The sequence below is a fragment of the Halodesulfovibrio aestuarii DSM 17919 = ATCC 29578 genome (genome assembly GCF_000384815.1).
Taxonomy (GTDB): Bacteria; Desulfobacterota; Desulfovibrionia; order Desulfovibrionales; family Desulfovibrionaceae; genus Halodesulfovibrio; species Halodesulfovibrio aestuarii.
Genome location: NZ_ARQF01000017.1, coordinates 70,771 through 97,691, shown reverse-complemented (window position 1 = coordinate 97,691; position 26,921 = coordinate 70,771). Strand labels below are relative to the sequence as shown.

The window sequence follows — 26,921 nt, the reverse complement described above, 5'->3', positions numbered from 1 at the left end:
AAAGGGTGGCCCAAAGCCACCCTTTTTCTATTTCTTGGAATGTATACACCGTATATACTTTTTCAGCGCCAGAGGCTCTGCGCATACACCTCTCGCACAATTTATTTAATTATCTTAAATAGTTATACGTGAGCCTATTTATTCACCATAATATCTAAGATAACCTTGTCGGTCTCACACATGCCTACAGTTCCGAGTCGGCCAAGATTCTTAATGCATATCTCAATATCGTCATCCACAATACCGTCACTGCCCGGCACAGAGGTGCCTTTCATTGCAAGCAGAGCAGAGTTGATTGCGGCCTCTACACTGGAAGCAACTTTGAGTGCACAGGAAGTTTTTGCGCCGTCGCAAATCATACCGGCTATAGTGCCGACCATATTTTTAATTGTCCGCTCTACTTCTACCAGCCCGCCACCAAGCAGCATAGCGATGCCGCAGCCTGAGCCGGTCGCAGCGAGGATTGCACCGCACAGAGCGGAAAGTCTGCCCAAATGATGCTTAAGATGAATGGCTATAAGGTGACTTAAAATAAGTGCACGCGCCATCTCTTCTTCAGATTTATTCAGTCTTCGGGCAAAAGCGGTAACTGGAATAGTCGCGGTAATGCCCTGATTTCCGCTACCGGAGTTACTCATTACAGGCTGCATAATACCGTCCATACGGGCATCAGAAGCAGCGGCAGCTAGGCGGGTTGCGAAGGACGTAATATCATCAGAACGCAAGCCCAGCGCAATGTCTTCATCCATAGAACGACCGACTTTAAGGCCAAAGTCATGCTCAAGCCCTTCTGCTGCAATAGATTCGTTGAGACGGGCTGCTTCAAGAATAAAAGAAATATCTTCAAAGTCTGCTTCCGTTGCAAACCCATAAATAGCTGAAACAGAAAGAGGCCATACATCACCGGAAGCGTCTTCATCCTCTAAGGGTGTGCTATCGAGGATTTCGTCATCTTTAGTAACCTCAATAATTCCGGAATGTGTACGGGCAATAGTACATGTTGCGACATGCCCTTCAGCAGCAACAATAGCTTTGGCAAAAAGCAATTCATCTGTTTGCGCTAATTCTACTTTTACATTTCCATCCGCCATGAGGTTTTTAGCTTCCGCTACAATTTCAGGCGTCAAATCACGCAGTACTTCAAGCCGCAAATCTGCTTTACCACCCAAAGCACCTACGGCAGCAGCAATAACAAGCCCCGTCATGCCTGTACCGGGAACACCGACGCCCATACCATTTTTTAGCAGGTTGCCACTCACCTGAACGAGCACGCTCTGCGGCTTCGCGTCGAGCGCCTCTGCTGCCCGCGCCGCTGCAAGTGCCACAGTTACCGGCTCGGTACACCCCAATGCGGGAACGACTTCCCTATTCAAGATGGCTATAAATTCAACCCATTCATTCTTCGCTGTCATTATGTCTCACCTAACTCTATTTACTTAGAGGACCATTCATCAGGCATAATAAGCTGAAAGACCACTTCAGGCAATTCATGCGACACTTCAATCGAGATTATTACGAGTCCGTGAAAACACAAAAGTTTTCGGCTGGGATACACACTATTGTATGAGAAGCACCTTTAAAAAACAGGAAGCTAATTTCATCAAAGACTTATTTTTATCGTGCTTTAATTTCACAAGCATCTAGCACTATGCCATTCGGCTCATACACCATTTCGGCATCTTTAAAAATAACTCCGCCGCACCCTGCACGTTTTGTCCACGTCTTAATCCATCGGTCATATGCTTTCTGTGTAGAAAATGAACGGGAATGAAAATACTGAACCGGACGCATATAAACTGTCTTTTTATCCAAAAGCATAAACGCATCTGCCAGCGTATTAATTTGTGCCCAGAGAGTAAAAGGACTGTCAGCTTCCGGCGCATAGATATCGTAGATGCGGAAATGCGGCTTGCCTTTTTGAACCGGAATAAGAACACCGTCCGCATAAAAAGGGCCCTGCATTTTTTCATTAAGCAACTCAATAAGCTTATCAAACTCTTCAACAAGATGCTCCATTCCGGCAAGCGCTACCCCTTCAGAGTCAATAACCTCCTTGGTTACACCATCAATAAACACACGTTTTCCAAGATAGCGGGCGCAATGCATTGTGCCACCAAGGGAACCGTTATGAGCTGCTGTAAATGCTTCAATATCTGACCCGTATGTTGCACAACGTAACGGACTTTTTGCCATTTTTGCGATTGAAAGATCCATACTCTCTCCAAATATATAATCCGAATAAACACATCCGGTACTGTTCAAATTGATAAAAGCACAGTACACACATTCCCCTAGCTCTATCAACAGGCAGAACCACCACAAAAGATACATCCGCCGCTGTGAATAAGCACTCATATAGTGCATTACCATTACTTTTTATGGTGTTACCAATTCGGTTGCCAAAAAATACACTTTAGCATTACAGTATCGAACCTGATTTAATTGTATACTCAAACAGCTGCTGCTTTTTTAGAAGCTAATGGTGGAGCACTACGGTGCAAGCTTCTTTTGAGTACAACGGTGGTGCTGTTTGAAAGTTGAGGAGCCTTATGCTGACAACAACTCAAGCACCTGATGGTAAGCCGATTTACCAGTGCGACAAATGCGGAAGAGACGTTATGGCGCAGGATGTTATTGTTACCTTTAGTGGTGATTTCTGTCCTGATTGCTACGCCAAACAGCAAAAAGATAAGTCTTCCTAATGAGTGAGGCAGAAGATATAGCCATCTTCTGCCTCTTTTTTGTCTTTTCTTAGCCAGCGTGTACCGCTACAAAACGCCTCGTACGTATTTTAACCTCTGCATATTGGAACACATATGAACACTCCTCACTCACGTGCCAAGGTGGTTGATCTTACACACACAATTACCGAGGACATGCCGGTATACCCCGGCACAGAAGCTCCGATAATTGAACAAGGCACCACCGTAGCAAAAGAAGGCTTTGCAGAAAAAAAACTGACCTTCTTCTCCCATGTTGGAACACACATGGATGCACCTGCACATATTTTTGAAGACAAAAAAACTTTGGACGCTTTGCCTGCATCGACATTCACCGGCCCTGCCTGCATTGTAGATGTCTCCGGCCTTACAGTTATTACACTGGAAGAGCTCAAGCGACACGAAGAACGCATTTCCCAGTGTGATTTTGTTATCTTCTCTTCAGGGCACGAAAAACACTGGGGGACTGCAAAATATTTTTCACCATTCCCCACACTGGATAAAGAAGCAGCAACATGGCTTACGACTCAAAACCTCAAGGGACTGGGCATTGACACCATTTCTTTTGACCCCATGGACATAACAAGACTGCTCATCCACGAAATCCTTTTAGGCAGCGGTCTTGTGCTTATTGAAAACCTGAAAAACCTAAACACAATTACTGCTCCTATTTTCACGTTCGTAGCCTTACCATTAAAAATTCTTGAAAGTGACGGCTCACCGATTCGCGCTATCGCTGTATTACCGTAAATAGCGGACAATGCGAAAAGCACAAAATCACTTTGTAAACCAACCGACACGCATTACATAAAAAAAGCGCCCAGCAAATATTCTTGCCAGGCGTTTTTTTATTTCCAAATTCAATCTGTTAGTTCAAAGGGCTATCTTTCAATTAAGAGGCGCAATGAGATACCACCTGATCCTTAATCCATTGCAGCCAGAAATGGTACGCTTCCTGATGATAATGCTTTGACAATGGATTCATGAAACCATGCTCAAAAGGTGTAATGTAACACTGTGCCAGCGGAATATCCTGAAGAGAGCGAGCAACAGTTTCCACATCAAAATGAGGTTCGTTTTCAGAAAAAACCAAATCCACCGGAATGTTAGGCTGATAGTCAATCATATTACGGATAGATGAACCATAGAAACAAACCGCACCTGTGGCTGTACCGACATTTTCCGCGCAGACAGCAGACCACACAGCTCCAGCACCGGCACTAAAACCGACAAGGCATGTTGGCTCAGCCGACTGCTGTAAGGCCCCCGACACACGCTTCGCATATTTCTCGTGACCACATTCCGCCACATATCGGGCATACGCGTCCTCTTCACTGCAGAAAGCAGGATCAGTACCATCATACGGGTCAATAACCGTAATCTTACTCGCTATGTCCTTAAAACTGTCTGTCATTACATCAACATGAGACGACCGCCCCCAAATTTCTGTGGCGAAAATAATATGCATTCTTATTACTCTTATACTAAAGCCAATGCGCACTACACCCTGTTTACGTTCTGGCTATCTTACACATTAGCATCTTATATTATTAATATTTTTATATATACTGATTCACTTTCAAACAAGAAACACAGGGTCAATTGCTCAACACTCAATCAGTTAGGACGATAACCCAACGGCACCAGCATACAGCCACCACGGCCAAAGAGTGGCTATTCATTTATGCCCCACAACAGATATCAATCTGTGCTGCTACTATCTTGTGGATAGATAATAATGTTATGAAAAACAGCTTTTTCACCCACAACCCGATATGCATGGGGCTGATCTGCATAGAAACGTGTCCTTTCACCAACGGATAACGTATGCCAGATGGCGTCAAAACATACTTCCAGTACTCCGTCCAGCACAACCACATGTTCAATAACACCTAGTTGATGAGGAGTAGATTGCTGTTCGTGATTGTTGCAAAGAGTTATCTCAAAAACTTCCATCCTCGTATCTGATGAATAAGGAAAAAGCGTAGTAATCTGCATTGCCGGATCATTGGGAAACGCCACAGACGATTCTTTCTTCTCTGCATGCTCTGAAAAAAAAGAAGAAAAAGAAGTTTCGAACCCGCTGGCTATCTTCCATAAGATTCCAATGGTAGGGCTGGACTCTCCACGCTCTATCTGTCCAAGCATAGCCTTGGAGACTCCTGTCTTCTTTGCTGTCACATCAAGACTCCAGCCACGAACCACCCGTAACTCTTTTAATCGTTGAGAAATTTGTGCAACAAGGACGTTAGAATTCATTCATTACTCCAAAAAAATCTTGTGCGTCATAACGCACAATAGTATACCAAATCGACTCGTACGTTATAGCGCACAAAACATGTACATCAATCGGAAGGAAAACGCATGCTAAATAAATTGTCAATTAGCCACGTATCATCAGGACTAGCGGCAATTCTTGTAGGATATACCTGTTCAGTTGTAATAGTAATTAAGGCAGCCATGGGAGCCGGAGCTACACCTGTTCAGGTAGGAAGCTGGCTTTTCGCAATCGGTATTGCCTCAGGTCTGACCACCATTTTTTTCTCACTGCGCTACAAAGTCCCTGTGCTTACGGCATGGTCAACCCCCGGAGCAGCACTGCTTGCCAGCAGCGTTGTCGGTTTCTCACTATCTGAAACAATTGGTGCGTGCATTTTCACAGCCCTGCTCATCATTCTGACAGGTGTGACCAAGTCATTATCGACATTTATTCAAAAAATACCGACAGCGCTTACTACTGCCATGCTTGCAGGCATTCTTATCCCGTTCGGAATCAAAACTTTTACCCCTTGGCAAAACACACCTGTACTTTTTTGCAGCATGCTTGCGGCATATCTTATAGGCAAACGTTTCTATCCCAGATACACTATGCTGCTCCTGATTCTTGTCGGTGGCTTCGTGGCATACGTCCAAGGTTCCCTGCCACTTGGAGACAGCCAGTTCTCTATAACCAGCCCTGTATTCATGTCCCCCACATGGAGTGTTGCCTCCATAGTAAGCCTTAGCATTCCACTCTTTCTTGTCACTATGGTTTCCCAGAACATCCCGGGAATCGTCATGATCCAGAGCCATAATTACTCGGTTCCGTTTCCAACGATTCTACTGGGCACAGGATTCATGAACTTGCTGACAGCACCGTTCGGCGGCTTTTCCTGCAACCTTGCTGCGATCTCAGCAGGCATATGTATGGGTAAAGAAGCAGATCCGGATCCCAAAAAAAGATACTTAGCGTCTGTAAGTGCAGGTGTGTTCTATATTCTTGCCGGACTGTTCAGCACAAGTCTTGTTGCGCTGTTCGTTGCCATGCCTTCTGAATTAACCCAGATGCTTGCCGGATTTGCTCTATTGGGAATTATTCAACGAAGCCTACACCTCGCTATGGATGACGAAAAAGCACGGGAGGGGGCGCTGATCACTCTTCTGATTACAGCTTCTGGTATTACCTTTATCGGCATCAACGCACCTGTCTGGGGTTTACTTGCGGGGTACATTACAAACCGCTTTTTTAACCCGACCGCTTAATCAATACATTTCCTCAGCTACAACGGTAGCCCACATGAGGCTCCTGCACGACATTAAATTAGTCCCATCCTGCGTGCAGGAGCTTTATGTTAAGAAGAGATCATTAAAAAAGCAGCTATTGACTGTTCATTGACACGCCTATTTGAAATGCCTGCTCACAATCTAATGGAAACTGATGTTTTCTATGCGCATATTTTTCTGCTTCAGAAAAGCATTCCACTTTATATTTTGAATAATCATCAAACTGATCCTGCAACATAAATGTGGACACCAAGTTAAACCACAAGGTCATACTGTCCATTGCGTTACCCAAAGGTAGCAGGGGGAAGCCAGCCATTGTTCGGATGTCACTGTCTTCGATTATAGTTGAATAGAGCCAATTCGGCTTCATGATTGTTTTTTGATTTTCTGTGGCGGATCAGTTGATTTTTGATCGTGTGAAAAAAAGATTCTGCTACGGAGTTGTCCCAGCAGTTCCTTTTCCGGCTCATACTCTGGATGTAGCCATGCTTTTTCAAACACCTGCGGAAATCCTTACTTACATACTGTATGCCTCGATCACTATGGATCAGAAGACCGGAAGAAGGCTTCCGTCGTGACACAGCCTTCTTTAAAGCATAGATAACAGAATGCCGTTCTAACGACTCACGTAAATCCCACCCAACAACCATTCGGGAATACAGGTCGATGACCACGGTCAGATAATGCCACTTTCGTCCAACCTTGATGTACGTAATATCAGTGACCTAAGCCATATTGGGAACTGGCATAGTAAAATTACGATTGAGTAGATTAGGAGCAACAGGCTCTGTATGTGCAGAATCTGTTGTAGGAACAAATTACTTTGCATACCTTCAGCGCAGTCCTAACGCTCGCATATGTCGCGCAACATGTGCCTGACTAACACTCTGGAATAAAGGTTTATCACGCAATTCAGAAGGTGAGCATAGGGCTTCCGATCATCCTATTATGTTCGTTGCATATTGCTAAGATCCGCTTGCGAAGTAGGTTATTCACCTGTTGTCGATGCGACTCTGGACGCTTACACCACGCATAATATCCGCTCATGGAAATTTATAGGGTCTGGCACATCTTCTTCATCGGAAACGTAGAGCGGTTTGGCTTTACGAACTTGAATCTCATTTCGATGCTCTGCCGAAGATGCCCAAAGTTTTTTTAAAATATCACGCTCCATTTAGTATCTTGGAACCTTTTTCGAAGCTCTTTTGTCTCTCGTTGTTCTTCTGTTAAAGCCTCTTTTCTACGATTTGGAAATGCGATTTCTTTTTGTGTTGTTAGCTCTCTACGCCAACAGTAAAGCAGATCCTTAGGTATCCCCAAACACTCCTACACCCGCGACAGTTCGGCCTTGTTCATCACAGAGTAAAACAGAATTCTTCTTAAACTCAGCATCATATGATCTACGTTTTCGGACTCTCATCTCCATCTCCTCTTTAATTCAAGATAATAGCTTAACTATGTGTCCACAAGTTTGTAGCAGGATTACCCTCACAGTTTCACTGTAAGGCATTTTTTGTGTCTAACGACTAAACTTAGCGAGCTTGTCCAACTTTGCCCGCTGCTTAAATGGCCGAAAGGAGTTGGGTTAACTTCAACGTATTGGAGCGGGGGAATGCTATCCTTTTTTTAAAACATGCAGGGAAAACTAGAGTGCTACAATGGGATTAGTTGAGTTAAGACGCCAGCTTCTTATGTAATTCATTTTCCTTGCCAAAATGTGAAGAAAGCATTTCTTGTAACGAGGCTGCCATATTTAGGTCATGAGTTAATTCTGCAAGTTCATCCAGATCCGCAGCAGACTCAGTATAGAAGTTCTTGATAGTGCTTAATGGTATTGTTCCTTCTCGAACCTGCGTGCTGAATTCAAAATCCACGTAGTTGTTGGTTTCATTGCAATGAGCTAGATAGGCCCAAAGTTTTACCAGCTTGCAGCCCGATGCTATGTACGTTTTGGAAAAACGTTTGATTGGCAGCCAGTTAAGTTTTCTTTGAACTGTCTCGCGCATTTTATCCGGTTCATACGGGAAATACTGAAAAGGAAATACCAGTGAAACATTGTCTGCGCTTAGCTTAAGAGGAAAGAGAAGCTGACCGGTGCGGTTGGCAGAATGAGCTTTTTCCCAGGCTTTAACTGCAGTGGCAGTGTCTTCTTGAACAAGTGCCATGGTGAATTCCATCATAGTGATTCTGTCAGGATCTTCTTCAATACTTTCTCCCATGAGGAAAATTTGTTCTGGATTATGACCTGAGAATACGAGTGGAATGCCCATGTTTGCAGCTAGCTCTGTGGCTGTACGGACAAGAAAGCGGCCGCAGAAGGTGCATACCTGCCCGCAGTCTTTTTGCAGTATCGCTGGATTGCAAAAGAGGAACTTATAGTATTCTTGCATTAGCTTAGGATTGATCCGGTAGACAAGCTGCGCCATATCAAGCTTTTTGGCGATGGTTGAAGCGTTTTCGAATGTTTCTGGATACTCGAATCCGTTATCAATGGTCAGTGCCAGCAGGTTTAGGCCGTATTTTTTGGTGAGCATGTGCGCCATGTATGCACTATCTTTGCCGCCACTCATCATAATTAGCCCGTCATATTGGGCAGACCTGTCACGCTTGGCGATGATTTCTTCAAACTGTTTTTGCCTTTTTTCCCAGTTCCTTTCCGGTGTTCGCGTGCTGTTTTCGCAAAGGTTACAAAGGCCCTGAGTATTAATGGTGATGTTATGGAAAGGGTCTTCCTGCAAGTAGCATTGCTTGCAATGTTTGGAGGTATATCTAAACATGGTGAGAATATCCTTATGCAGTCTTTTTTATCGCCGAAAACTGTGTGTGAATTTCTTTGCACTGGTGCACAAGGGCTTCAAGTCGGATTTCTACGCTTGGATCGTTATGACCATGGAATGCGACGGTAAGAAATGGGATTTGTGGATGCATTCGGCGGAAGCGTTTTTCCAGTCCTTGAATCATCAGACCTGGTACGCAGTTGAAAGGAATAGCATGAACAATTCCTTGAACACCATGGGAAGCTATTTCTAACGCTGCTCCAAAGCCTAGCCCCGCATCCAGCGTGAAGCCGCTTTTTGCGATAGTATCCCATACCCGAGCTTCAAAAGGATGCGGGAGGATAGATTTAGTATGTCGGCGCAGTTTCTTTTCAACAGCTGTAAGCATGCTATGCTGCAATTTCAGGAACATACCGGAAAGAGTTTCACCGCCTTGCGCTTTGTAGTATCTTTCTTTGTATAGTGAGTACCATAGTACCTCCATAATGGCAGGCATGTGTACTTCTACGCCCAGCTTTTCAAGCTTAGAGATCAGATGGTCACTGGCGTAATCCACATTACGTAGGTATGCTTCTCCTACTAGTCCAATAACAGGGCGTTGCTCGGTCTGTCGTTCAATTACTGCAAACAGGTCTACAGCATGGGCAATTACTTCTTCAACGTTACCGTTTTTCTCAATAGTGCTGATTACGTGTGCAAGGCATGCTTTGTATGTCAGGTCGGTTGTGCCTGCAGATATTTCATAGGGGCGTATATGCATCCGTAACTTTTCAAGAATATCTGCAGCTATAAAGCCTTTCCAAGCGAGAAGTCCGTACTCTTTGCTGGACATAATGGAGTGCAGTTTCTGGTTGGCATTTTTGTATTCATCTACAAGAACAACATCTTCCAATCCCATATCCTCAAAAACTACTTGTTGCAGTGTGTTAAAGAGGTCATATCGACAACTGCCGCAGGAACCGGGCATGAAAAATGCGGTTTTTTCAGGCGGCATACCGGTGTCTTTAATGAGACGCAGCATATCACCGGTCATAAGAGTGCACGGCAGGCATTCTTTGCCGTTCAGGCAGGTTCTTCCCCAATGCAGGCTCCGGTCATCCGGTGGCGGAAGAATTTGCGCATTAACGCCGGAAGCACGTAACGCAGCAGCCCATACCCCCATTCCGTTTGCAGCATGGGGCAGGTAGAGAACTCTTTCTCCATCGGGATCGTATTCTTTTTTTGTTATACGATGTGGAGGGATAGATGCAGGTACCGTTTTATTTGAGATTGCATCAAGAAATGCTTCGCATCGGGTGATAACCCCTGCTTCTGCGGAGTGTTCATCTATCTCAAGGAGCAGAAACGGCTTATCGCCCATTTCACGTTTAAAGAAGTCCGGATAAATAGAGTCGTTCACACATCCAAAATTTGCGAGATATACAGCGTGGAGGTTCGGGTTTTTCCGTACGGCGTCTGCAACAACAAGTGTTTTTTGCCCCATAGCAAGGGTCATATTGCGCCATGCTTCACCAACCTCCGGTGAGTGCTGAAGATCAAGTAGGTCCATAGGGATAACAAGTATACCGCGCTCACGAAATATACGTCCGATATTTAGGTTTGTGCCAGCATCATAGATGTTATGCATTTTACCGGATAGAATGAGCGTAGGCGTGTTTGGGGGAAGGTTTTGGAGGCACTTTTCTCCAAGTTCAATACGTTGCTTTGTGAACTTGCGCTGAGTTTCCATTGCACGTTGAAAAGCATCGCTGACAGCTTTTTTACTTGTAATTCCTATTTGTTTTGCTGTTTTCAGAAGTTCCTTCATCATCTGCTTTTTGCCTAATCTAAAATGTAGAGAAGGCTTAAGCAGAGGAATGCCTTCTTCCTCTAAAGAAAAAGCTTCATTTGTTAAGTCAGGAATGTATTGAATATAGCTGCAATGATTCGCGTAAGGATGTGAATCACAGGTAGGGAATGTTTCACGGATTGAGGGAATAAACATATAGTCAGCTTTTCCTTCCTGTATCGCCTGCTTCATCCAAGCCACATGCCCATGCGCAATTTTTGTAGGAAAACATGTTGCACTGGCAACGGAACCGACACCGTTGCGTATGATTGTACTGTTTGTCTGGGGGGACAATAACAGGGAAAAGCCGAGTTCATTGAAAAACGCGTTGAAGAAAGGATAATACTCGTGGAACGTAAGAACTCGTGGATAGCCGATAGTCCCTTTTGGGGCAGGGTGTATAGTGCGTGGCTGATATGCAAAAAACATAAGTTGTTCACGTGCAGCAATTAGGTCTGGCAGTTTAGTTGTTACGTTCTCATGGCGACGTACTTCGTAACGTTCGCATCGTCCGCCGTAGAAAAGGGGCGGGTGGTCTGCAAGGGTGACCTTGATGATATCGCAGCGGTTCTCACACTTGTTGCATTGAAATGATTTTTGAGTGATTTCGTGCTGTAGGCTGTTGAAGCCAAGGAAGTGTGATGCTGAGATGTCTTTGGCGTCATAAGTTTCTTTGGCCAGTAGGCAGCAGCCAAGTGCCCCCATTACTTCATGATGTTCTGGTACTATAAGTTTTTTGCCTGTAAGCACTTCAAATGCTGAATGAACAGCGGTGTTAAATGCTACCCCTCCTTGAAAGAGGATATGGTTCCCTATTGCTCTGTTTTCAATAACTTTGTGCAGATAGTTTGTAGCAATACTGAATGCAAGTCCCGCGGTAATGTCAGCGAGGGAAGTTCCGTTCTGTTGGTGCCGTATTACTTCAGATTCAATAAAAACAGTGCACTGCTCTCCGCAGTTCACCGGAGTTGGTGCGCTCAGGGCCATGTCTGAAAAGTCTTTTTTAATCGAAATATTCAGGCGTTCGGCCTGTTCTTCCAGAAAACTGCCTGTTCCGGCAGCGCAAGCTTTGTTCATGGTAAAATCATCAACAACGCCATTCGAAAGATGGACATATTTGGAGTCCTGACCGCCGATTTCAAAAATGGTATCGACTTGAGGGTCGGAAAATACAGCGGCTTTGGCATGAGCGGTGATCTCATTGACCATTATGTCTGCCCCTACTAGATCTCCAATGAGATGACGACCGGAGCCGGTAGTTGCAACTCCTTTAATTTCAACAGCGTGGGCAAAGCGTTTCTGAAGATTTTCCAGTCCTTCTTTTACGGCCTTGATAGGCTGGCTTGCTGTCATAAGGTACTGCTTCGATAGAACGTTGCACTTAGTATCAATGAGTACAAGGTTGGTTGATATCGAACCGATGTCTATTCCGAGGAATGCGGGAATTTTTTCTCCTTTTTGAAGCAGGGGCGCAGATGTCTGCATGGGCTTTTGTGTTGGGACCGGAAGTGGTTGCAACACGGAGTTTGTGGTCAATTCTTTGGAAAGTTCATGCTTGAAGTTGTTAGCGCCTTTATATTTTTCATAAGTCGTCGGGTGCGACAATATGAATGCTGCTGCACCCAGAGCACCGGACAACGCAAAGTTATCCGGACGAAAAAGAGAATTTTTTTCCAGTTTCAATTCGCTGTGCAAAGCAGCAATGACGCCGTCATTGGCCGCCACTCCGCCTACAACAGCAATGGGGGGCTGCAGGTTTTTTGTGCCTACGACTGAAGATTTGAATCCGCGTACTAATGCATGGCACAGGCCCGCGACAATATCTTGAACGGGAGTGCCTTTTTGTTGCAGATGGATCATGTCCGATTTTGCAAAGACAGAACAGCGGCCTGCAATTCTGGCAGGGTGGGAGGAGCGTAACGCTTCCCGGGCAAATTCAGTATCAATGGAGAGGTTTAGTCTGGCTGCCTGTTGATCGAGGAAACTGCCTGTTCCGGAAGCGCACATGGAACTGACAGAGAAATCTTTGAGACGCAGTGTTCCTTTTTCAGTTTCTTCAAGTTGAATATATTGTGAATCTTGCCCACCGATATCAATAATGGCGCGGGCTTGTGGGTAGAAATTGTTGGCTGCTTCAACTTGTGCAACAACTTCGTTGACCGCATGCCCCCCCAGCAAGGCTGCGAGCCGCTTAGCTCCTGTTCCTGTAATAGCGACAGTTGAGAATGAATAGTCTTTTTCCAGTTCACTGAGCTTGGTATAAAGTACAGTGTCAGGTTGTCCGTGGTGTCGGGTGTAGCTGCCGTATTGTATAGTGTGGCTTTGGGATAAAAGAACAATATCTATACTTACTGAGCCGACATCAATACCGAGGATAAGAGGGGGATTGCCTTTACCGGAACTCATGCGCGCTCTCCTCCTGTGTTTGATGATGGTGCGGGGATAAAGTTTGTTTTGACGCAGTAGGCAAGATATTTTTGTAGCAACTCCTTATCAGGTGGAGGGCAGTGGATTTCTGTTCCTTCCAGTGCCTTGAGGGTGTTGCTGCATTTGAAAACGGCCGGAGATTTTTCGTAGTCGCTTAAATAGACAATGATATCTTTTAATCCTTCAAGAAAGGCTTCTGACTCGTCAAGGGTGAGCACCTCTTCCATATACGTTTCTGCAGGAAGTGTACGGATTGGGTATCCCCAGTTTCGTACACACTCCCAGATTTCTGATTTGAGGATCGGTTGGGGGTTGCAGATATGAAAGACGGAATTTTCTGTCTCAGGCGTCAGAGCAATATGGGTAATGGCATCTGCAGCATAGTCTGCCGGAGTAATGTCCATAAAGTCATCATCGTAGAGAGGAGGGGCTGTCTCCATAAGGATGTGCCCGCGTAAATGCAGATATTGGGCGTCCATCGTTATGTGTTCTTTAAATTTCCCAGTGAGTGAATCGCCCATGATAAATCCGGGACGGAAAATACGAATACCCTTTTTCTGGTTGAGAGCAGGAAGCAGTATCCGTTCTGCTTCATACTTCGTTTGTACATAGGCATTGGGGCATTCCATATTCTCGTGGAAGTCATTTTCGGTGAAAAGATTTTCAGGGTTGTCACAACGCCTTCCACTGACTGCCAGCGTAGAGATATGGTTCAGTCTTTTGGAAATGCCTTTTTCAGCAAAGGACAGAAGGCGCCTTACGCCTTTCACATTAACTTCTGAGAATTGATCAAGTTGTCCGAAGTGCCACATCATTGCAGCACTGTGGAATATTGTGTCCACTGTTTCACTCAGCATGTTGTATAGCTCAACAGAAAGCCCAAGATTATCTTGTCCGACATCACCCAGTACTGGAATAATCCTTTTCGTGTTCCACTGTACTATTTGTTCTTCTCCGAAGAGATACGCAAGATTGCGCATAAGGCGGTCTTCTGAGCTGTCTTGCTGCGGAGTACGGACAAGGCAGTATATTGTAGCATCGGTTTTGCGCATCAGTTCATTGAGCAGATGTGCTCCCAGAAAGCCTGTTGCACCGGTCAGCAGAATATTTTTGCAATATGAGTTCATTACCTTTCCTTTAGGCCGCGGTTTCTGATGTTTGCCAATGTGTCGGGAATTGGATTGCGAATAGAAGAATAGCAACGCTTAACAATACTCCCAGCACCATGAATACAAGTATAAACAATGGGTTAGCGATAGGAGCTTCCAGTAATCCTTGAATGTTCAGTACAGCCTCGAGAGCCGTTTGTGTGAAGGCAAAGAGGGAATATCCTGCGGTGATAAGCGCAAGAGGCTTACCCCACTGCGCTTTTGTGCTGATTCCGTATAACGTTGTAAGGAGTGACAGTCCGAAAACGCAGTCGATAATATACATGGTCAGCCAGTTCCATGGATGCGGGTCCGGCTGGACATAGCCCAATAAAATAAGCGGAAGAGAAACAACGCACATAAAGCCAATAGGCAGACCTAGACCGATAATAAGAGTTAGGAGACTTTTTTTCATGCTGCTGGTTCCTGAATACATGGGGTGCATTCGATATTTTCACTTCTGGTTATTGTGTAGTTTTGTTGTAGAAAGTACTGCATAAAACGTTCAATATTAGGCAGTTGAGAAGTCCAATAACGGCCAGAAGGAATTTGTTGTTCGGCAATAAGTCTGGCTGTGATGGCTGCACAAATTCCAGTGGCCCGATATGTGTCTTCAAAATACAGTGTGCTGGTCAGAGAGGCTGGCTGACCGTTTTGTGTTCCCCTCATAAGAAGGTGCAGCATGAAGCCGGGGTTCTTGTTTTTCATATCCTTACGTGCAGCTTTGACAATAAGCTCTGCAGCCTGATGAAGCTGCCTTTCTGAACGATGCCATTTGAACAAACTGATAACGATGGTTGCCATGCTGACCCAAAAGCCCCAGTTGTTACCGTATGCCGCCACGTTTTTGATGTTGTTTAATGTAATGAACTCTCTCATTTCTTCTCTGAGAACCGGAAACAGTTTGCAAGTCCCGACAGGTTGCGGAAGGGTGATTTTCTTTCCTGATGTCAGCAGGTTTACTTCTTTGGGCACCCCGTCAGTATAGATAATAGGTGCCTCACCGATGCCAATGTTTCCTACCCCCCATGCAATGTCGTATGCGGAGTTATGAGTCCATTTATCGCGTCCGATGTAGTGATATTCCATTGAATTAATGGTATCTAAGCCTTGCTGTGCCTCGTATATAGGGAAAAGCTCCGATAGACCGGGAAGAATACCGCAGGCAATGACTGCGACTCGTTTTTTTTCTTTTAGCTTCTGTTGGTGTTGCGTCAGAGTGTGGTAAACAGGATTATGCCCACCCGGATCAACATAGTGAGCTCCGTGTTCCAACGCAGACAATGCGACGATATCTTTCACAAGTGCAGAGGGACCTGCACAATTAATTACAATAGTGCATGCAGAACAAAACTCTTTGAGAGAGTCAGGTGAGAATAGGTCAACCGTTTTAAATGATGTCCTGTCTGAGTCTGGTATTTCTTGTGGTCTATATGTCCGTCCTCCGATTATAATGGAGTACGGTGTCTCTTTGAGTAGATACGTTACTGCTTCCTTACCGACGCGGCCTGAACCTCCAATTACACCAATGACTGTTCCTTGCATTGTATTGCTCCTCTTGTGAGGTGTAGTGTGGTTTGCAGGAGTGATGACTTCTTTGCCGAGAGGTTTGCAAAGTAGAACCAGTGAAGGAACAAAAAAGAAGTCTGCCAGTAATGCCCAGATGAATGCAAAACACGCAAGACCACCGAACTTTGCAACCCCCGTCAGTTCTGAAAAGGTGAGGACACTGAACCCTGAAGCAAGAATCACGGTTGTAAACATTAGTGGCTTGCCGACAGTACGCAATGTTGATGTGATTGCTTTGCTGTAAGAGCCGTAACAGGCAAATTCCTTTTTGAATCTGAAGAGGAAATGAATGGTATCATCCACTGCAACTCCAATGATGATGGCACTGAAACTCATAAGAGGCATATCCATATACATTCCGGTAGCTCCCATAAGACCTAATGTGATCAGGACAGGGAATATATTTGGAACGATACTAATAAGCCCAAGCTTTAGTGAGCGGAGGCAGACAGACATCAGCAATGAGATAATAATGATAGCAGTAAGAAAGCTTTTTTGTTGCCCGGCTCCTAGCAGATCGTTCATTGCTTTAACCCAGTAGAGGTGCCCTGCCATTTCTACCTTGGCTGAAGAACCGAAAATTTTCTTTCCTTCTTTTTCTACAAAAGCAGCAAGTTCTCGTACCTGTTTGGTGCCGAGGGCGGTCGTTTTTACTGTCAGCCGGGCAACATCGTTTTTGAAACTGAGCAGCTTATCCAGTTCCTGACCATCTGCCAGTTCATAGAGAAGAAGGTACTGCGCAATTGAACGGGAAGAGGACGGAAGAACATAGTATGCTGGATTGTTTCCGTGCATGGATTGGTTAATTTTTTTCAGCAGGTCATTGATGCTTGTTGTACTGGTTACAGTTGGTAAGGCTTCTATTTTTTGTTGAAGTTCGTTGAGCTTTAAAAGGAACTCTGTGTTTTTAATGCCGTTCAGAGTGCCTGTGTTAAGCATAAGCTCCACAGACATGGAGCCACCCATTGTATTGTCGATGGCATCATATGCCTGTCTCAGGGGCAAGGCTGGAGATAGCATCCGTGCGGTATTGGTTTCAACTTCAACTCGTGAGTAGCCAAAACATGAAGCTATAGTCAGTAGAACAAAACATGCAATGACCCGCTTAGGGGTGGTAATATTTATTCGGGCAATGTGGTTCAGCATCTGTTCAAGTAATCTTTCAATGAAATTGTTTTGCGTTACTTTTGAGTTTTCTTTTTTGTTGCTGTGGTACAGCAGGGTAACCAGCACTATACTCAGAACAAAAGCAGCCATTGTTCCGAGTGACGCATAGATGCCCATTTCGCGGAATGGGCGGATATCAGCCGCGTTAAATGCGAGAAACCCTGCTGCAGTGGTTAGACTGGTGAAAAGGCACGGTGGGCCTACTTCAGAAATTGATTTGATAATTGCGGTACGTGGGGAGTCGGTTGTTGACTGATGCTGATGGTACGCGCTGATTATGTGCATGGAATCACCTATTCCGATGCAAATCAGAAGGGTGGGCACGAGAATAATGAAAAGGTTTAGCGTATAACCGAGGATATGAATAAGCCCCATTGTCCAGACTACACTAATAAAGACAACAGCAAGGGAGGTAAGAACGCCTTTGAATCCCTTTGTGAATTTCAATAACAGAAGAAACTGGATGAGCAGACATAGTCCAAAAAATTTTTGTGATTCTGTCAAAGACAGCATGTTATAAACATGATGAAGGATAGGTTGTCCGACGAGATGTGGAGCAAGCGATGCGTATTCAGGTTGTTGCAGGATCTTTGTGATGGCTGGCGCAACTTCGCTTCTAGGGTCTTCAACTGTGTCCGGGTACGCGCCTAGTTCGACAATTAATCCAAGATGTTTCCCGTCTGGAGAGATGACAGAGTTTTGAAAAAGTTTTTCATTAAGTGCTTTTTGTTTTACTTCATCAAGGTTTATTGTGTCGGCTTTTTTAGATTCAAAAAGCTTGCTGATGTGAATCGTATCATCTTTCCCTTCCATGTATTCAGCGTTTCCAAGCCAGGTAACGTCCTTAACGTATGGCACCTTTGTTTCAAGTTCGCCTGCCAGTTTTTCAAGACTGGTTAAGGATTCTTTGGAAAAAACTTTGCTGGAGTTAAAGACCATAAAGACAAAGTCATCATTACCAAAAAGTTTACGGAATGTTTGGACACGGGAAAGGGACGGATCACCTTGGACAAACCATATGTCTTCCGAGTTGTCGAACGTAAGCTTCTGCATTTGTACTATAAATAATGCAGTACATAAAGACAGAGCACAAACTGTCCGCCAGGGGTGGCGGCATATCAGTAATGCGAGTCGGGAAAATATGGTGTCTGTTGGGGGTACGTAACCGGACATACTGTCCACTCCTTAGGGGGGTGAGTAATACAGGGCAGGAAAACCTGCCCCGTGTGACTTGATCAGGATTGTTTAGAATCTGGCTCGAAGAGTAAGCCCGAATGTTTGCGGATCTCCAGCCTGTCCCAATGCGTAACCAGCGCCGGAATCGAATGCGATTTTTGCGTATTTTTTATCAAATGCGTTTCTGCACCAGGCGATGATGTCAAAGTATTCTGTTTCAAAGCCGACGCGGAAGTTGAATATTTCGTACGGATCCTGTTTGAGATTATTTGCGACATCCCAATAGAATGGACCGGTACCCTGAACTTCAGCTCTGGCAAACAGATCTAACGAACCTGTATTCCATAGGTAATTGAATTCTTTTATTAACGGACGTCGGTATTGGAGCGCGCCGAGGTATGTATAGCGCGGAACGAAAGGAGCCTGATTATCTTTGTAGTCGGTGCTGCCATCTTTATATTTGGTAAACTCAGCATAGGTATAACCAAAGTTTGCCTCAGCAGTCAGGCCCTCGAACAAGATTGCATTTCCTTCCAGTTCAAAACCCATGTTGTGTGACTTACCAGCGTTGCGGATAACTGTGTTTGCATTTGGCAGTGTTGTTGTTACCTGCTGGTCCTCGATTGTGATGTAAAAAGCAGCTGCGTTAAAGTTCACGCGGTTATTGAACCAGGATGTTTTGGCACCGAGTTCATAGTTCCAGCTGTATTCCGGATCAAAGGTTCGGTCACTGGTTTTAAGAAATGCAGTGTTAAAACCGCCGCTTCTATAACCACGGGAGATAGTTGCATAGGTCATAACATCATCAGTCAGGTGATAGGCTATTTGGAATTTTGGAAGCAGGCTGTTGTTGTTAACGCTGTCGTCAAACTTAGTTGCCTGCATCCCATTAAGTTTATTTTCGTAATCTATAGCACTTCTTTCATAGTCAAGGCGCAGGCCGGCTGTCAGGTCTAACTTATCGAATAACGTATACGTTGCTTGCCCGAACACTGCTGTACCCATGGTATCAACAATGGAGTCGGTGTCTGAGGTGACTCCGACTGTCGGAAGCATAACGCCCGGAGCAAAGTCGAGAATAAGATTGTCGTCACGTTCGTGATAGAACCCGTATAATCCGCCAAGCCACTTCCAATTTCCGTTGTCTTTTGGTGATGCAAAACGGAACTCCTGAGTCACCTGACTGTCGTGGAGGTTTTGCTTTGAAGTCATCATCGGTATTGGCATGAAATCCTGATCGTTATAGACTCGATCATCGTAGTGCCGGTAAGAGGTGATAGAGGTGATGGTAAGTGCTTCAGCATCATATTTGGTTCGAAGAGACGTGCCGAAAGAATCCCTCTCATCACTCCCCGAGGTGTCATGTGAGTATCGATGAGGGTCATTCTTAACCTGAGATAAGCGAGTAATCGGGTACGCACCATCATCAATTCTTTCACCATCAACTGTAAGAATGACATCGAGATCCTGCGAAGGCATCCAACGTAGATGAGCACGCCCATTGAGGCTTTTCAGGTTATCGCCGTCTTCGTCTAGATAATCGTTGTGGCTGTAGCCGTCATGTTTCTGATAGTTGCCTGAGAGTCCCAGAAACAGCTTGTCATTAATGATTGGTTTTCTAACATAGAGCTCTGTTTCATAGAGATTGTAGTTACCAAAGCGTTGCGTCAATCCTGCATGAGTTTCATTATCTGGTTCTTTTGTAACAATATTAATGACACCGCCCAGGCTATTTCGACCATACAGAGTTCCTTGCGGGCCTCTGAGAACTTCAATTCGTTCAATGTCATAAAGGTTTGAGTCAAAAGCACCCGAGTTCATATAGCTTACATCATCTACATAGTAACCGACTGCCGGATCGTTGTTGACCGCACCGATACCACGGATAAAAATGAAAGAGTTACTTCTGGAGCCCCAGTTTGAAATAAAAAGGTTTGGTGTCAGTGATGAGAGTTCTTCAATATCGGTGATACCAGAGTCTGTCATTTGCATATCTGAGATGACAGAAATACTGGAAGGAATCTCCTGAACATTTTCAGAACGTTTTTCTGCTGTAACAACTACAGGAGCCAGTTGTAACGGTCTGTCGTTACTTGTGTTCTCTGCCTCAGCTTGCTGTTGTGTACCTGCTTCCTGGCCTTGAGCAGCAAAGGACACAGCGGCGGTTGCAAATACAAGCAGCAATGTTGCAGCGAATAGTTGAATGCGCAAACGCATTAGGGTGGTTGCCATTTATTTTCCCCCTCCATTTTCAAGAGCAATTACGTCAACAAATGATGAAATAAGTTTTGCAAGCTCTTTTGCATTAGTTTTGATTAACATATGCGCACCGTTCAGTTCTTTAAGTTCACAATGCTTAAAGGCGTTGCGCCATAAGCGGGCTTCAGAACGGATGCTCTGTTCTTCCTCATTACGTCCGGCGATATTTATTGCCGGAGTGTTGAGCTTTCTTGTGAAGGTAAAATCGACCATCGCTTTAGTGTCGATCTTGAGTGTGTGCAGATAGTCTTTCTGTTCAGATGCGGTCATGTCTGTGAAGTCGTACTTGTAGACCTCTTTGGAACGAGTCATGATTTCATCATCTGTGCTGGAAAGAATGGCTTTAAGGCCGCCTTTTATTTCCGGTGGAGGGCTTGAGATAATGATAACTCCGGCAGCAGGAGTACCTTTTTCTTCAAGCAGTTTGGCAAGGGCATAAGCCGCGTGGCCGCCGAATGAGTATCCGACGATAAACAACGGAGTATCCTGTTGTTTTTCGGAAAGAAGCGGCACAAAGTGTTCTGCTATTTGAGGGATGGACTCAAACGGTTTTCCGCTGTTACCGTGTCCCGGCATATTTGCTGCTGATATAGCGTAGTCAGCCGGCAAAAGGTCGCTCAGTTCACGATACATTGTTGGATTACCGCACGCGTACGGAAGGCAGAATAGTTGGGCTACCGGATATTGGCGGTAAGTCAGATTAACAATGTCGGCTTCTTTTTCCTCGGTCTCTTTTTGGGTGGAAAGCATGTGTTCAACGATTGAGCCAACAGTTTGGTATTCAAATGCTTCCTTGAGACCGAAATTAATGAAGCCTTCTTTTTTCATGCGCATGATGAGACGCATTGCTTTGAGAGAGTCGCCGCCTATTTCCCAGAAGTTGCTATTAAGACCGATGCCGGTGACTCCGAGTACTTCTTCCCATATTTCCGCAACTTGAATTTCCAATTCTGTCTCTGGTTTTGCAGAATCATCTGTTATTGCACCAGCTTCAATTGTCACTTTAGGCAGTGACTTTTTGTCCAGTTTTCCACTTGGGGTGCACGGCATTGTCTCCAGATGCTCAAAGTGGACCGGAATCATGTATTCCGGAAGGGTCTCGGCAAGATGGGTGCGAAGTTCTTTGGGGGGAATCTGTCCATTCGTACTTGTATAGAAGGCAACAAGTGCAAGGCTGTCTGCAGTATCTTTTTGCGGAACAACAACTGCTTCTGCAACCTGTCCATGCTCACGTATGGTGTTTTCAATTTCACCGGCTTCTATTCTGTAGCCACGCAGGTTGATCTGATGGTCGTTACGACCAAGGAATTCGATATTGCCGTCATTCAAGAGACGTACAACATCACCTGTACGATACAGTAAATCACCTTCAGGCCCATATGGGTTTTGTATAAATGCCTCAGCGGTTTTTACTGCGTTGTTGTAGTAGCCGTTGGTGACACCTTCCCCACCGATGCAAAGTTCACCCGGTACTCCAATCATACAATTTTTCAGGTCATCATTCATGATGTAAATCTGAGTGTTATAGACGGGTTTTCCGATAGGCACAGTATGAAGTTCAACAGTGTTTTTCTCTGTTACCGAAATTGGGAAGAACGTGGATGCAACTGTAGTTTCTGTCGGACCGTATTCATTGATGAACCCGTGTGTAGGGTAGTATTTAAGCCACAAATTAAGGTCTTTTGTGTTAATCAGCTCGCCCCCCTGCATGACTCGCATACCGTCGCGCATTGGAAGATGTTCCTTGGTCAGGTATTCTCTGGCGTTTGCCAACAGTGAGAAATGTGACGGGGTAACGTTCAGAAAAGTGATTTCACGTTCGCTGATAAAGCGGAGCAGACTTTGAACATCCTTTGTCTTTTCTTCAGAAAGGATATGCAGCGAAGCTCCGGTAAGGAATGGCACCCAATTACTGGTAAGAGTCATGTCAAATGCATAGGAAGTAACCAGTGCAAGACGTTCCTCTTCTCTGATATTGACTTCCATTTTCACCCAATGGAGGAAGTTTACTATATTTCTATGGGTAACCTGAACTCCTTTAGGTTTTCCAGTAGAGCCGGAGGTGTAAATCATGTAGGCGAGATCGCATGTAGATACTTCTGGGAGTTCAATGCCCTCGCTTTGTTCTTTTAAGCTGTTGAGAGTAACGGTTTTATCTTTGATGGATTCAGGAATACTTTCTGTATCTGCTCCTTCATCTAACAAAATGACATGTTTAACATGCTTCAGCGCTCCCTCAAGACGCGGCAGATGGGTTGATTGCGTAAGCAGTACCGGTGCCAGAGAGTCTTCTAGAACATAGGCAATACGATCTGAAGGGTAGTCGATGTCAATTGGCAGGTATGCAGCGCCGGCTTTGAGTACACCAAACTGGCCGGTGAGCATTTCGAGACTGCGGCTGGTAAACAGAGCAACAAAGTCATCATTGCCAATATTAAGTGAGGTGAGGCAGCGGCCTATTGCCGCAGCTTGCTCATTGAACATGCTATATGTAAGGGTGTTACCTTCAAAGGTCAGCGCTTCTTTATCCGGAGTTTTTCGAACCTGCTCTTCGATCAGTGCATGCAGGGTGGCATCCGGGAAAGAAGTCTTCGTATTATTGATTTCTCCCATGAGCTTTCTGTGGTGCTCTGGAATAATCTCTTCACCGGTAAACTTCTGCGCTGCATATTCAGAAGATTTTGCTTTCACCAACTGGGTGAGCAGGATTTTGTACTGGCTTGAAAGGATTTCAATGAAATCTTTGTCAAAAATGTCGCGGATAAAGTTCCAGTTAAAGTAGAAGGTATCCGCACTATGCTTACGTTCTCTGAAATCATAGATAACAAGGTCAATGTAGGTGCCCGGTGCTCCGGTTCTGAATTCCGGTGTGTCCAGCATAATCTTTTGCATTTCGCTCACTTCACCGTTGTACATCCCGATGGAATTACTGAAGATGATAGAGCTCATGGACGTAGCGCGGAGTCCTTCTCGTTCGAATAGTTCTCGCGAGAGCTCAATGGAGGAGACTGGAACTTCAAGCAAGCGTCGTGTGAATTCTTCTGCTTTTTGCGCGATCTGAATAAGCGGTTCTTCGAAGTAAGTCTGGAGGCGCACAGGGAAGATGTCGATGAACGTGGCAACTGTCTTACGGGCACCGGCGAAATATTGTTCGCGGTTGAAGACAGGCATATTGATGATCAGGTCATCTTGATGGCACCAGATACTCATTAGTTTGAAGTATGCGGCAAGCAGGAGAGAGTTCAAAGAAACTTGATTTTCCATTGCTACAGCATTCAGGGCTTCGATAATTTCTGGTTCGATTTCCTGATAGAATGTATCGAACTGAACTTTTTCCAGTGTTGCTGGATTCTGCTTAAAAGGAAGTACTGCTTTTGGTGGAAGATTTTTAAAAATATCCAGCTGGAATTCCAGTGCATTTTTGTACTCAGCAGTACGCTGGCGGAGTTGCTCAACACGAACATAATCTCCAAAGGTCATAGACGCTTCAGGAAGTTCATGCGGTTCGTTGCGCAGCATTTTATCATAGGTATTGAAGAGTTCTTCAAACACCTGCATAAAGCTGAAACCATCAATAAGCAGATGATCGATGTTGATCATGAAGACATGTCTCTCGTCATTGACTTTCAGCAGTTCGCAGAAGAAAAGCGGGAATTGTGAAAGATCAAAGCGGTAATCGTTGTGTTCAAGGCCTCTATTGAGGATAAATTGACGCTGCTCTTCAACAGATTTACCTGAGATGTCCAGATATGAAGTGTGCACTTCCGGCACCGTGTTGAGTGATTTCATTCTTGGGCGGTTATCTTCTTCATCAATGACAGAGCGAAGAACTGGATGTCTGCTGACAACGTAGTTGAGTGCTTTGTCGAACAACTCAAGGTTCATTTTACCAGTGAGATTGGTTTTGAGGAAAATATAGCAGCTTAAACCGCTCGGCTCATTGCGGACGAATCCTTTACGATGAAAGTAGAGAGTTTCCTGAAAATGCATCAGCGGGAAAATGTCGTATTCCTGTTCTTCAGTGTTTTTAGAGAATACGTGCCCGTTAAGGTAATTGGCCATTTGTCTGATTGTGTTGAATTCAAGGAACTCTTTTTCAATAGGAACTTCTTTAAAAACCTTTTTGATTTCTTCTAAAAGGGTGAGCAGTTCAGAAATGGAGTCCATACGCTTTACAAGGTTTTCAGTAACGCCGATTGTGTCTGGTTTAGCCTCAAGTTGCTCCGCGACAATTTTAAGAATGATAGATTCAAGTTCGTTTTGTGGTGGTTCAATACTGAAGTCGCGGTTCTTGAAATAGGCAACTTGTGCTGCGATAGTCTGATACATGTAGCAGAAGTTACTTTCCATTTTTGCCTGATATGTTTCCTCGAGCAGACCCTGAATGCGCATGGCGCGGATGGAGTCTGCACCGAGTTTGAACATGCTTTTGTTAGGTGTAAGGTGACTTGTTTCAAGCTCGAGGATTTCCTGCCAGACGTTGCGCACAATGGATTCATGATCCAGTGCAGAGTAGTCGATCCCTTTATTCTGGGCGGTGAGCATGGCATCAGTCTCTGCAGTTTTTCCGTCAAATGAGCCATCAAGAAACGCCTGTGCTAATGCAGAACGGATCACTTTGCCGCTTGATGTGCGCGGGATTTCACCTTGTGTGACAGGGATAAAGTGATCAATAGGGAACCCAGCAAGGTTACTTACATTTTCACGGAGAGCCGTAAGTGTCTGCGGGGTATTTTCTGCAGAAAGTTCTTTTTTATTTTTTACGTAAAAAAGAAGAACTTTTTCTTTTCCCAATTTTTCATCATATGCGCCGCATACTACTGCCAAGCGGAATTTCTCTTCGTGTCCAAGGAGAGCTATTTTTTCCACATCAGCAGGGTAATAATTCTGTCCGTGAATAACGAGAATCTCTTTCTGGCGTCCTACTATGCATGCCTCATTGTTTTCGGTCATGAAGCCCATGTCACCGGATGAGAACCATGAATCGTGGAAGGCTGCAGTATTAGCATCAGGATTTTTTTCATACGCATTTACGACGTTTTCACCCTGAATTTCAATAAGGCCAACACGGTTTGCAGGAAGTTCGTTTCCTTCTGTGTCAACAATTCGTAGACGGCAGTGCGGCACAGAGGTTCCAACGCAAGCGAACTCTGCGGTATGTTCAGAAGGAGTTTTTTCATATTCGATGACACCTTCAGAGATCATTTTTTTGCGATTAATTAGGAAAGATTTGAGCTGATCGCCGCTGCGTGTGCAGCAGGCGACAAGAGTGGTCTCGGTCAGGCCGTAACCCGGCATGAGCGCCAGTTTGGGAAAGTTCATGGATTCGAGTTGGTCTTCAAGTTTTTTGCAGGAAGCAATAGAGACCATTTCTGCACCCATGATGAAAGATTTAATGCAAGAAAGGTTTAGCTCGGGGAGTTTGTCTTTTTTTAATCCGATGTAGGCGGCAAGGTGCTCAATGCCAGTGTTAGTGGAAGATGTCAGTGTAGCCCTATGCTCATGGATTTTCTGCATCCACAGGAAAGGACGCTGGGCAAATTGGAACGGATCCATTTTTACCTGATTGATACCGGCATATAATGGCATAAGGTGGCAGCCGAATAATCCGAAGTCATGGAAATACGGTAACCACGAGACAAGAGTGTCTGTGTTGTCGACTCGCTCGATGTCAATAAGGGCCAGAATGTTTGCTATCAGGTTACGGTGGGTCAGGCGGGCACCTTTCGGCATACCAGTGCTGCCGGAAGAAAATTGGAGCACGGCCAACTCATCGAATTTTGCACGGTAAAAATCGGGCTCATTACTATCTGTAAGGCGGGCTGCAGACAAAATATCTTCAGAAGCCAGTAATGTTCCACCTTGCTCTGCCAGTGCTGTTTTTAGAGTAGAGAATGTGCGGTCATTGTGTGAGTCGGATACAACTGGCGCTTGCAGCAGTTGCTGTACGCCGAGGACTTTTTGCACTTCCATAGATGCATCATTCGGCGTTCTTACATGTGCAAGTGGCACAGGGATGATACCAGTAAGCAGGCATCCCCAGAATAGGTTCAGAAAGTTTTTGGAAGATTCAACTGCCAGCAACAGATGGTCTTTCGGTTTCAAACCTTTTTGGTAAAGTGTTTTACCTACCTGAGTTGCTTCCCGCAGAAGGTCTGCGTAGCTTTGGAATTGTTCTCCTGTACCGTCCCGGTCAACGTGGTAGATGCCTTTATCCGGAACTGTCAAAGCAGTTCTTTCTAGAATATCAATTAATGATTCTTCTAGTGGTTCACTAATCATTTTATAGGCTGTTGTCATTTCATCA

15 protein-coding genes and 1 pseudogene are annotated in these 26,921 nt (G+C 44.9%); 3 read left to right on the top strand and 13 right to left on the bottom strand.

The genetic code is table 11. The features are described from left to right. Positions 1–134 precede the first annotated feature (134 nt). Both F461_RS0102555 and F461_RS0102550 read right to left on the bottom strand, forming a co-directional pair. Positions 135–1,412 carry an L-cysteine desulfidase family protein gene (locus F461_RS0102555; protein WP_019999587.1) on the bottom strand — a complete coding sequence of 426 codons (1,278 nt, stop codon included), beginning with the start codon at positions 1,410–1,412 and terminating at the stop codon, positions 135–137. A 202-nt stretch (positions 1,413–1,614) separates the two neighbouring features. Beyond that, on the bottom strand, positions 1,615–2,214 hold the full coding sequence (locus F461_RS0102550; RefSeq protein WP_019999586.1) for a hypothetical protein: 600 nt from the start codon (positions 2,212–2,214) through the stop codon (positions 1,615–1,617). 335 nt (positions 2,215–2,549) lie between these two features. Between F461_RS0102550 and F461_RS19150 the strand changes: the two genes are divergently transcribed. Next, on the top strand, positions 2,550–2,702 hold the full coding sequence (locus tag F461_RS19150) for a hypothetical protein (RefSeq protein ID WP_019999585.1): 153 nt from the start codon (positions 2,550–2,552) through the stop codon (positions 2,700–2,702). A 114-nt stretch (positions 2,703–2,816) separates the two neighbouring features. Then, the gene (locus F461_RS0102540) at positions 2,817–3,470 is read left to right on the top strand and encodes a cyclase family protein (RefSeq protein WP_019999584.1); all 654 of its coding nucleotides are present in this window, start codon (positions 2,817–2,819) and stop codon (positions 3,468–3,470) included. 142 nt (positions 3,471–3,612) lie between these two features. Here the strand turns inward: F461_RS0102540 and F461_RS0102535 are convergent, their stop codons facing one another. Together F461_RS0102535 and F461_RS0102530 are read right to left on the bottom strand one after the other, a co-directional pair. Further along, entirely contained in the window at positions 3,613–4,188 is a 576-nt protein-coding gene (locus tag F461_RS0102535) for a dienelactone hydrolase family protein (protein WP_019999583.1), read from the bottom strand. Between the two features lie 233 nt (positions 4,189–4,421). After that, positions 4,422–4,979, bottom strand: a complete 558-nt coding sequence (locus tag F461_RS0102530) for a helix-turn-helix domain-containing protein (RefSeq protein ID WP_019999582.1) — start codon at positions 4,977–4,979, stop codon at positions 4,422–4,424. A 105-nt stretch (positions 4,980–5,084) separates the two neighbouring features. On the opposite strand from F461_RS0102530, the gene F461_RS0102525 reads away from it, so the two are divergent. Further along, positions 5,085–6,242, top strand: a complete 1,158-nt coding sequence (locus F461_RS0102525) for a benzoate/H(+) symporter BenE family transporter (protein WP_019999581.1) — start codon at positions 5,085–5,087, stop codon at positions 6,240–6,242. Between the two features lie 115 nt (positions 6,243–6,357). On the opposite strand, the gene F461_RS19385 is transcribed toward F461_RS0102525, so the two are convergent. The 9 genes and pseudogenes from F461_RS19385 to F461_RS0102470 all read right to left on the bottom strand — a co-directional run bounded on the left by F461_RS19385 (position 6,358) and on the right by F461_RS0102470 (position 26,914). After that, positions 6,358–6,633 carry a hypothetical protein gene (locus tag F461_RS19385; RefSeq protein WP_019999580.1) on the bottom strand — a complete coding sequence of 92 codons (276 nt, stop codon included), beginning with the start codon at positions 6,631–6,633 and terminating at the stop codon, positions 6,358–6,360. Beyond that, positions 6,593–7,683, bottom strand: a pseudogene (locus F461_RS18990) (IS3 family transposase); the annotation flags it as partial. The pseudogene F461_RS18990 and the gene F461_RS19385, both read right to left, overlap by 41 nt. 253 nt (positions 7,684–7,936) lie before the next feature. Then, complete coding sequence (locus tag F461_RS0102500; protein WP_019999576.1) at positions 7,937–9,040, bottom strand: adenine nucleotide alpha hydrolase family protein; 1,104 nt, start codon at positions 9,038–9,040, stop codon at positions 7,937–7,939. A gap of 13 nt (positions 9,041–9,053) precedes the next feature. Then, the gene (locus F461_RS0102495) at positions 9,054–13,274 is read right to left on the bottom strand and encodes an acyl-CoA dehydratase activase (RefSeq protein WP_019999575.1); all 4,221 of its coding nucleotides are present in this window, start codon (positions 13,272–13,274) and stop codon (positions 9,054–9,056) included. Further along, positions 13,271–14,422, bottom strand: a complete 1,152-nt coding sequence (locus F461_RS0102490; protein WP_019999574.1) for an SDR family oxidoreductase — start codon at positions 14,420–14,422, stop codon at positions 13,271–13,273. Before F461_RS0102490 ends, F461_RS0102495 begins: the two co-directional genes overlap by 4 nt. Before the next feature lie 10 nt (positions 14,423–14,432). Next, entirely contained in the window at positions 14,433–14,858 is a 426-nt protein-coding gene (locus F461_RS0102485; RefSeq protein WP_019999573.1) for a hypothetical protein, read from the bottom strand. Continuing rightward, the gene (locus F461_RS18985; RefSeq protein ID WP_019999572.1) at positions 14,855–18,352 is read right to left on the bottom strand and encodes an MMPL family transporter; all 3,498 of its coding nucleotides are present in this window, start codon (positions 18,350–18,352) and stop codon (positions 14,855–14,857) included. Before F461_RS18985 ends, F461_RS0102485 begins: the two co-directional genes overlap by 4 nt. A gap of 72 nt (positions 18,353–18,424) precedes the next feature. Then, positions 18,425–20,587 (bottom strand): TonB-dependent receptor, encoded by a 2,163-nt coding sequence (locus tag F461_RS0102475; RefSeq protein WP_019999571.1) that lies wholly within the window; start codon positions 20,585–20,587, stop codon positions 18,425–18,427. Next, positions 20,588–26,914 (bottom strand): non-ribosomal peptide synthetase, encoded by a 6,327-nt coding sequence (locus F461_RS0102470; RefSeq protein ID WP_019999570.1) that lies wholly within the window; start codon positions 26,912–26,914, stop codon positions 20,588–20,590. Positions 26,915–26,921 lie beyond the last annotated feature (7 nt).

Coding starts and splice junctions, on each gene's coding strand:
- F461_RS0102485 (WP_019999573.1), bottom strand. CDS start 14,858: ATGAAAAAAAGTCTCCTAACTCTTATTATCGGTCTAGGTCTGCCTATT.
- F461_RS0102490 (WP_019999574.1), bottom strand. CDS start 14,422: ATGAACTCATATTGCAAAAATATTCTGCTGACCGGTGCAACAGGCTTT.
- F461_RS18985 (WP_019999572.1), bottom strand. CDS start 18,352: ATGTCCGGTTACGTACCCCCAACAGACACCATATTTTCCCGACTCGCA.
- F461_RS19150 (WP_019999585.1), top strand. CDS start 2,550: ATGCTGACAACAACTCAAGCACCTGATGGTAAGCCGATTTACCAGTGC.
- F461_RS0102495 (WP_019999575.1), bottom strand. CDS start 13,274: ATGAGTTCCGGTAAAGGCAATCCCCCTCTTATCCTCGGTATTGATGTC.
- F461_RS0102470 (WP_019999570.1), bottom strand. CDS start 26,914: ATGACAACAGCCTATAAAATGATTAGTGAACCACTAGAAGAATCATTA.
- F461_RS19385 (WP_019999580.1), bottom strand. CDS start 6,633: ATGAAGCCGAATTGGCTCTATTCAACTATAATCGAAGACAGTGACATC.
- F461_RS0102475 (WP_019999571.1), bottom strand. CDS start 20,587: ATGGCAACCACCCTAATGCGTTTGCGCATTCAACTATTCGCTGCAACA.
- F461_RS0102535 (WP_019999583.1), bottom strand. CDS start 4,188: ATGCATATTATTTTCGCCACAGAAATTTGGGGGCGGTCGTCTCATGTT.
- F461_RS0102550 (WP_019999586.1), bottom strand. CDS start 2,214: ATGGATCTTTCAATCGCAAAAATGGCAAAAAGTCCGTTACGTTGTGCA.
- F461_RS0102555 (WP_019999587.1), bottom strand. CDS start 1,412: ATGACAGCGAAGAATGAATGGGTTGAATTTATAGCCATCTTGAATAGG.
- F461_RS0102530 (WP_019999582.1), bottom strand. CDS start 4,979: ATGAATTCTAACGTCCTTGTTGCACAAATTTCTCAACGATTAAAAGAG.
- F461_RS0102540 (WP_019999584.1), top strand. CDS start 2,817: ATGAACACTCCTCACTCACGTGCCAAGGTGGTTGATCTTACACACACA.
- F461_RS0102500 (WP_019999576.1), bottom strand. CDS start 9,040: ATGTTTAGATATACCTCCAAACATTGCAAGCAATGCTACTTGCAGGAA.
- F461_RS0102525 (WP_019999581.1), top strand. CDS start 5,085: ATGCTAAATAAATTGTCAATTAGCCACGTATCATCAGGACTAGCGGCA.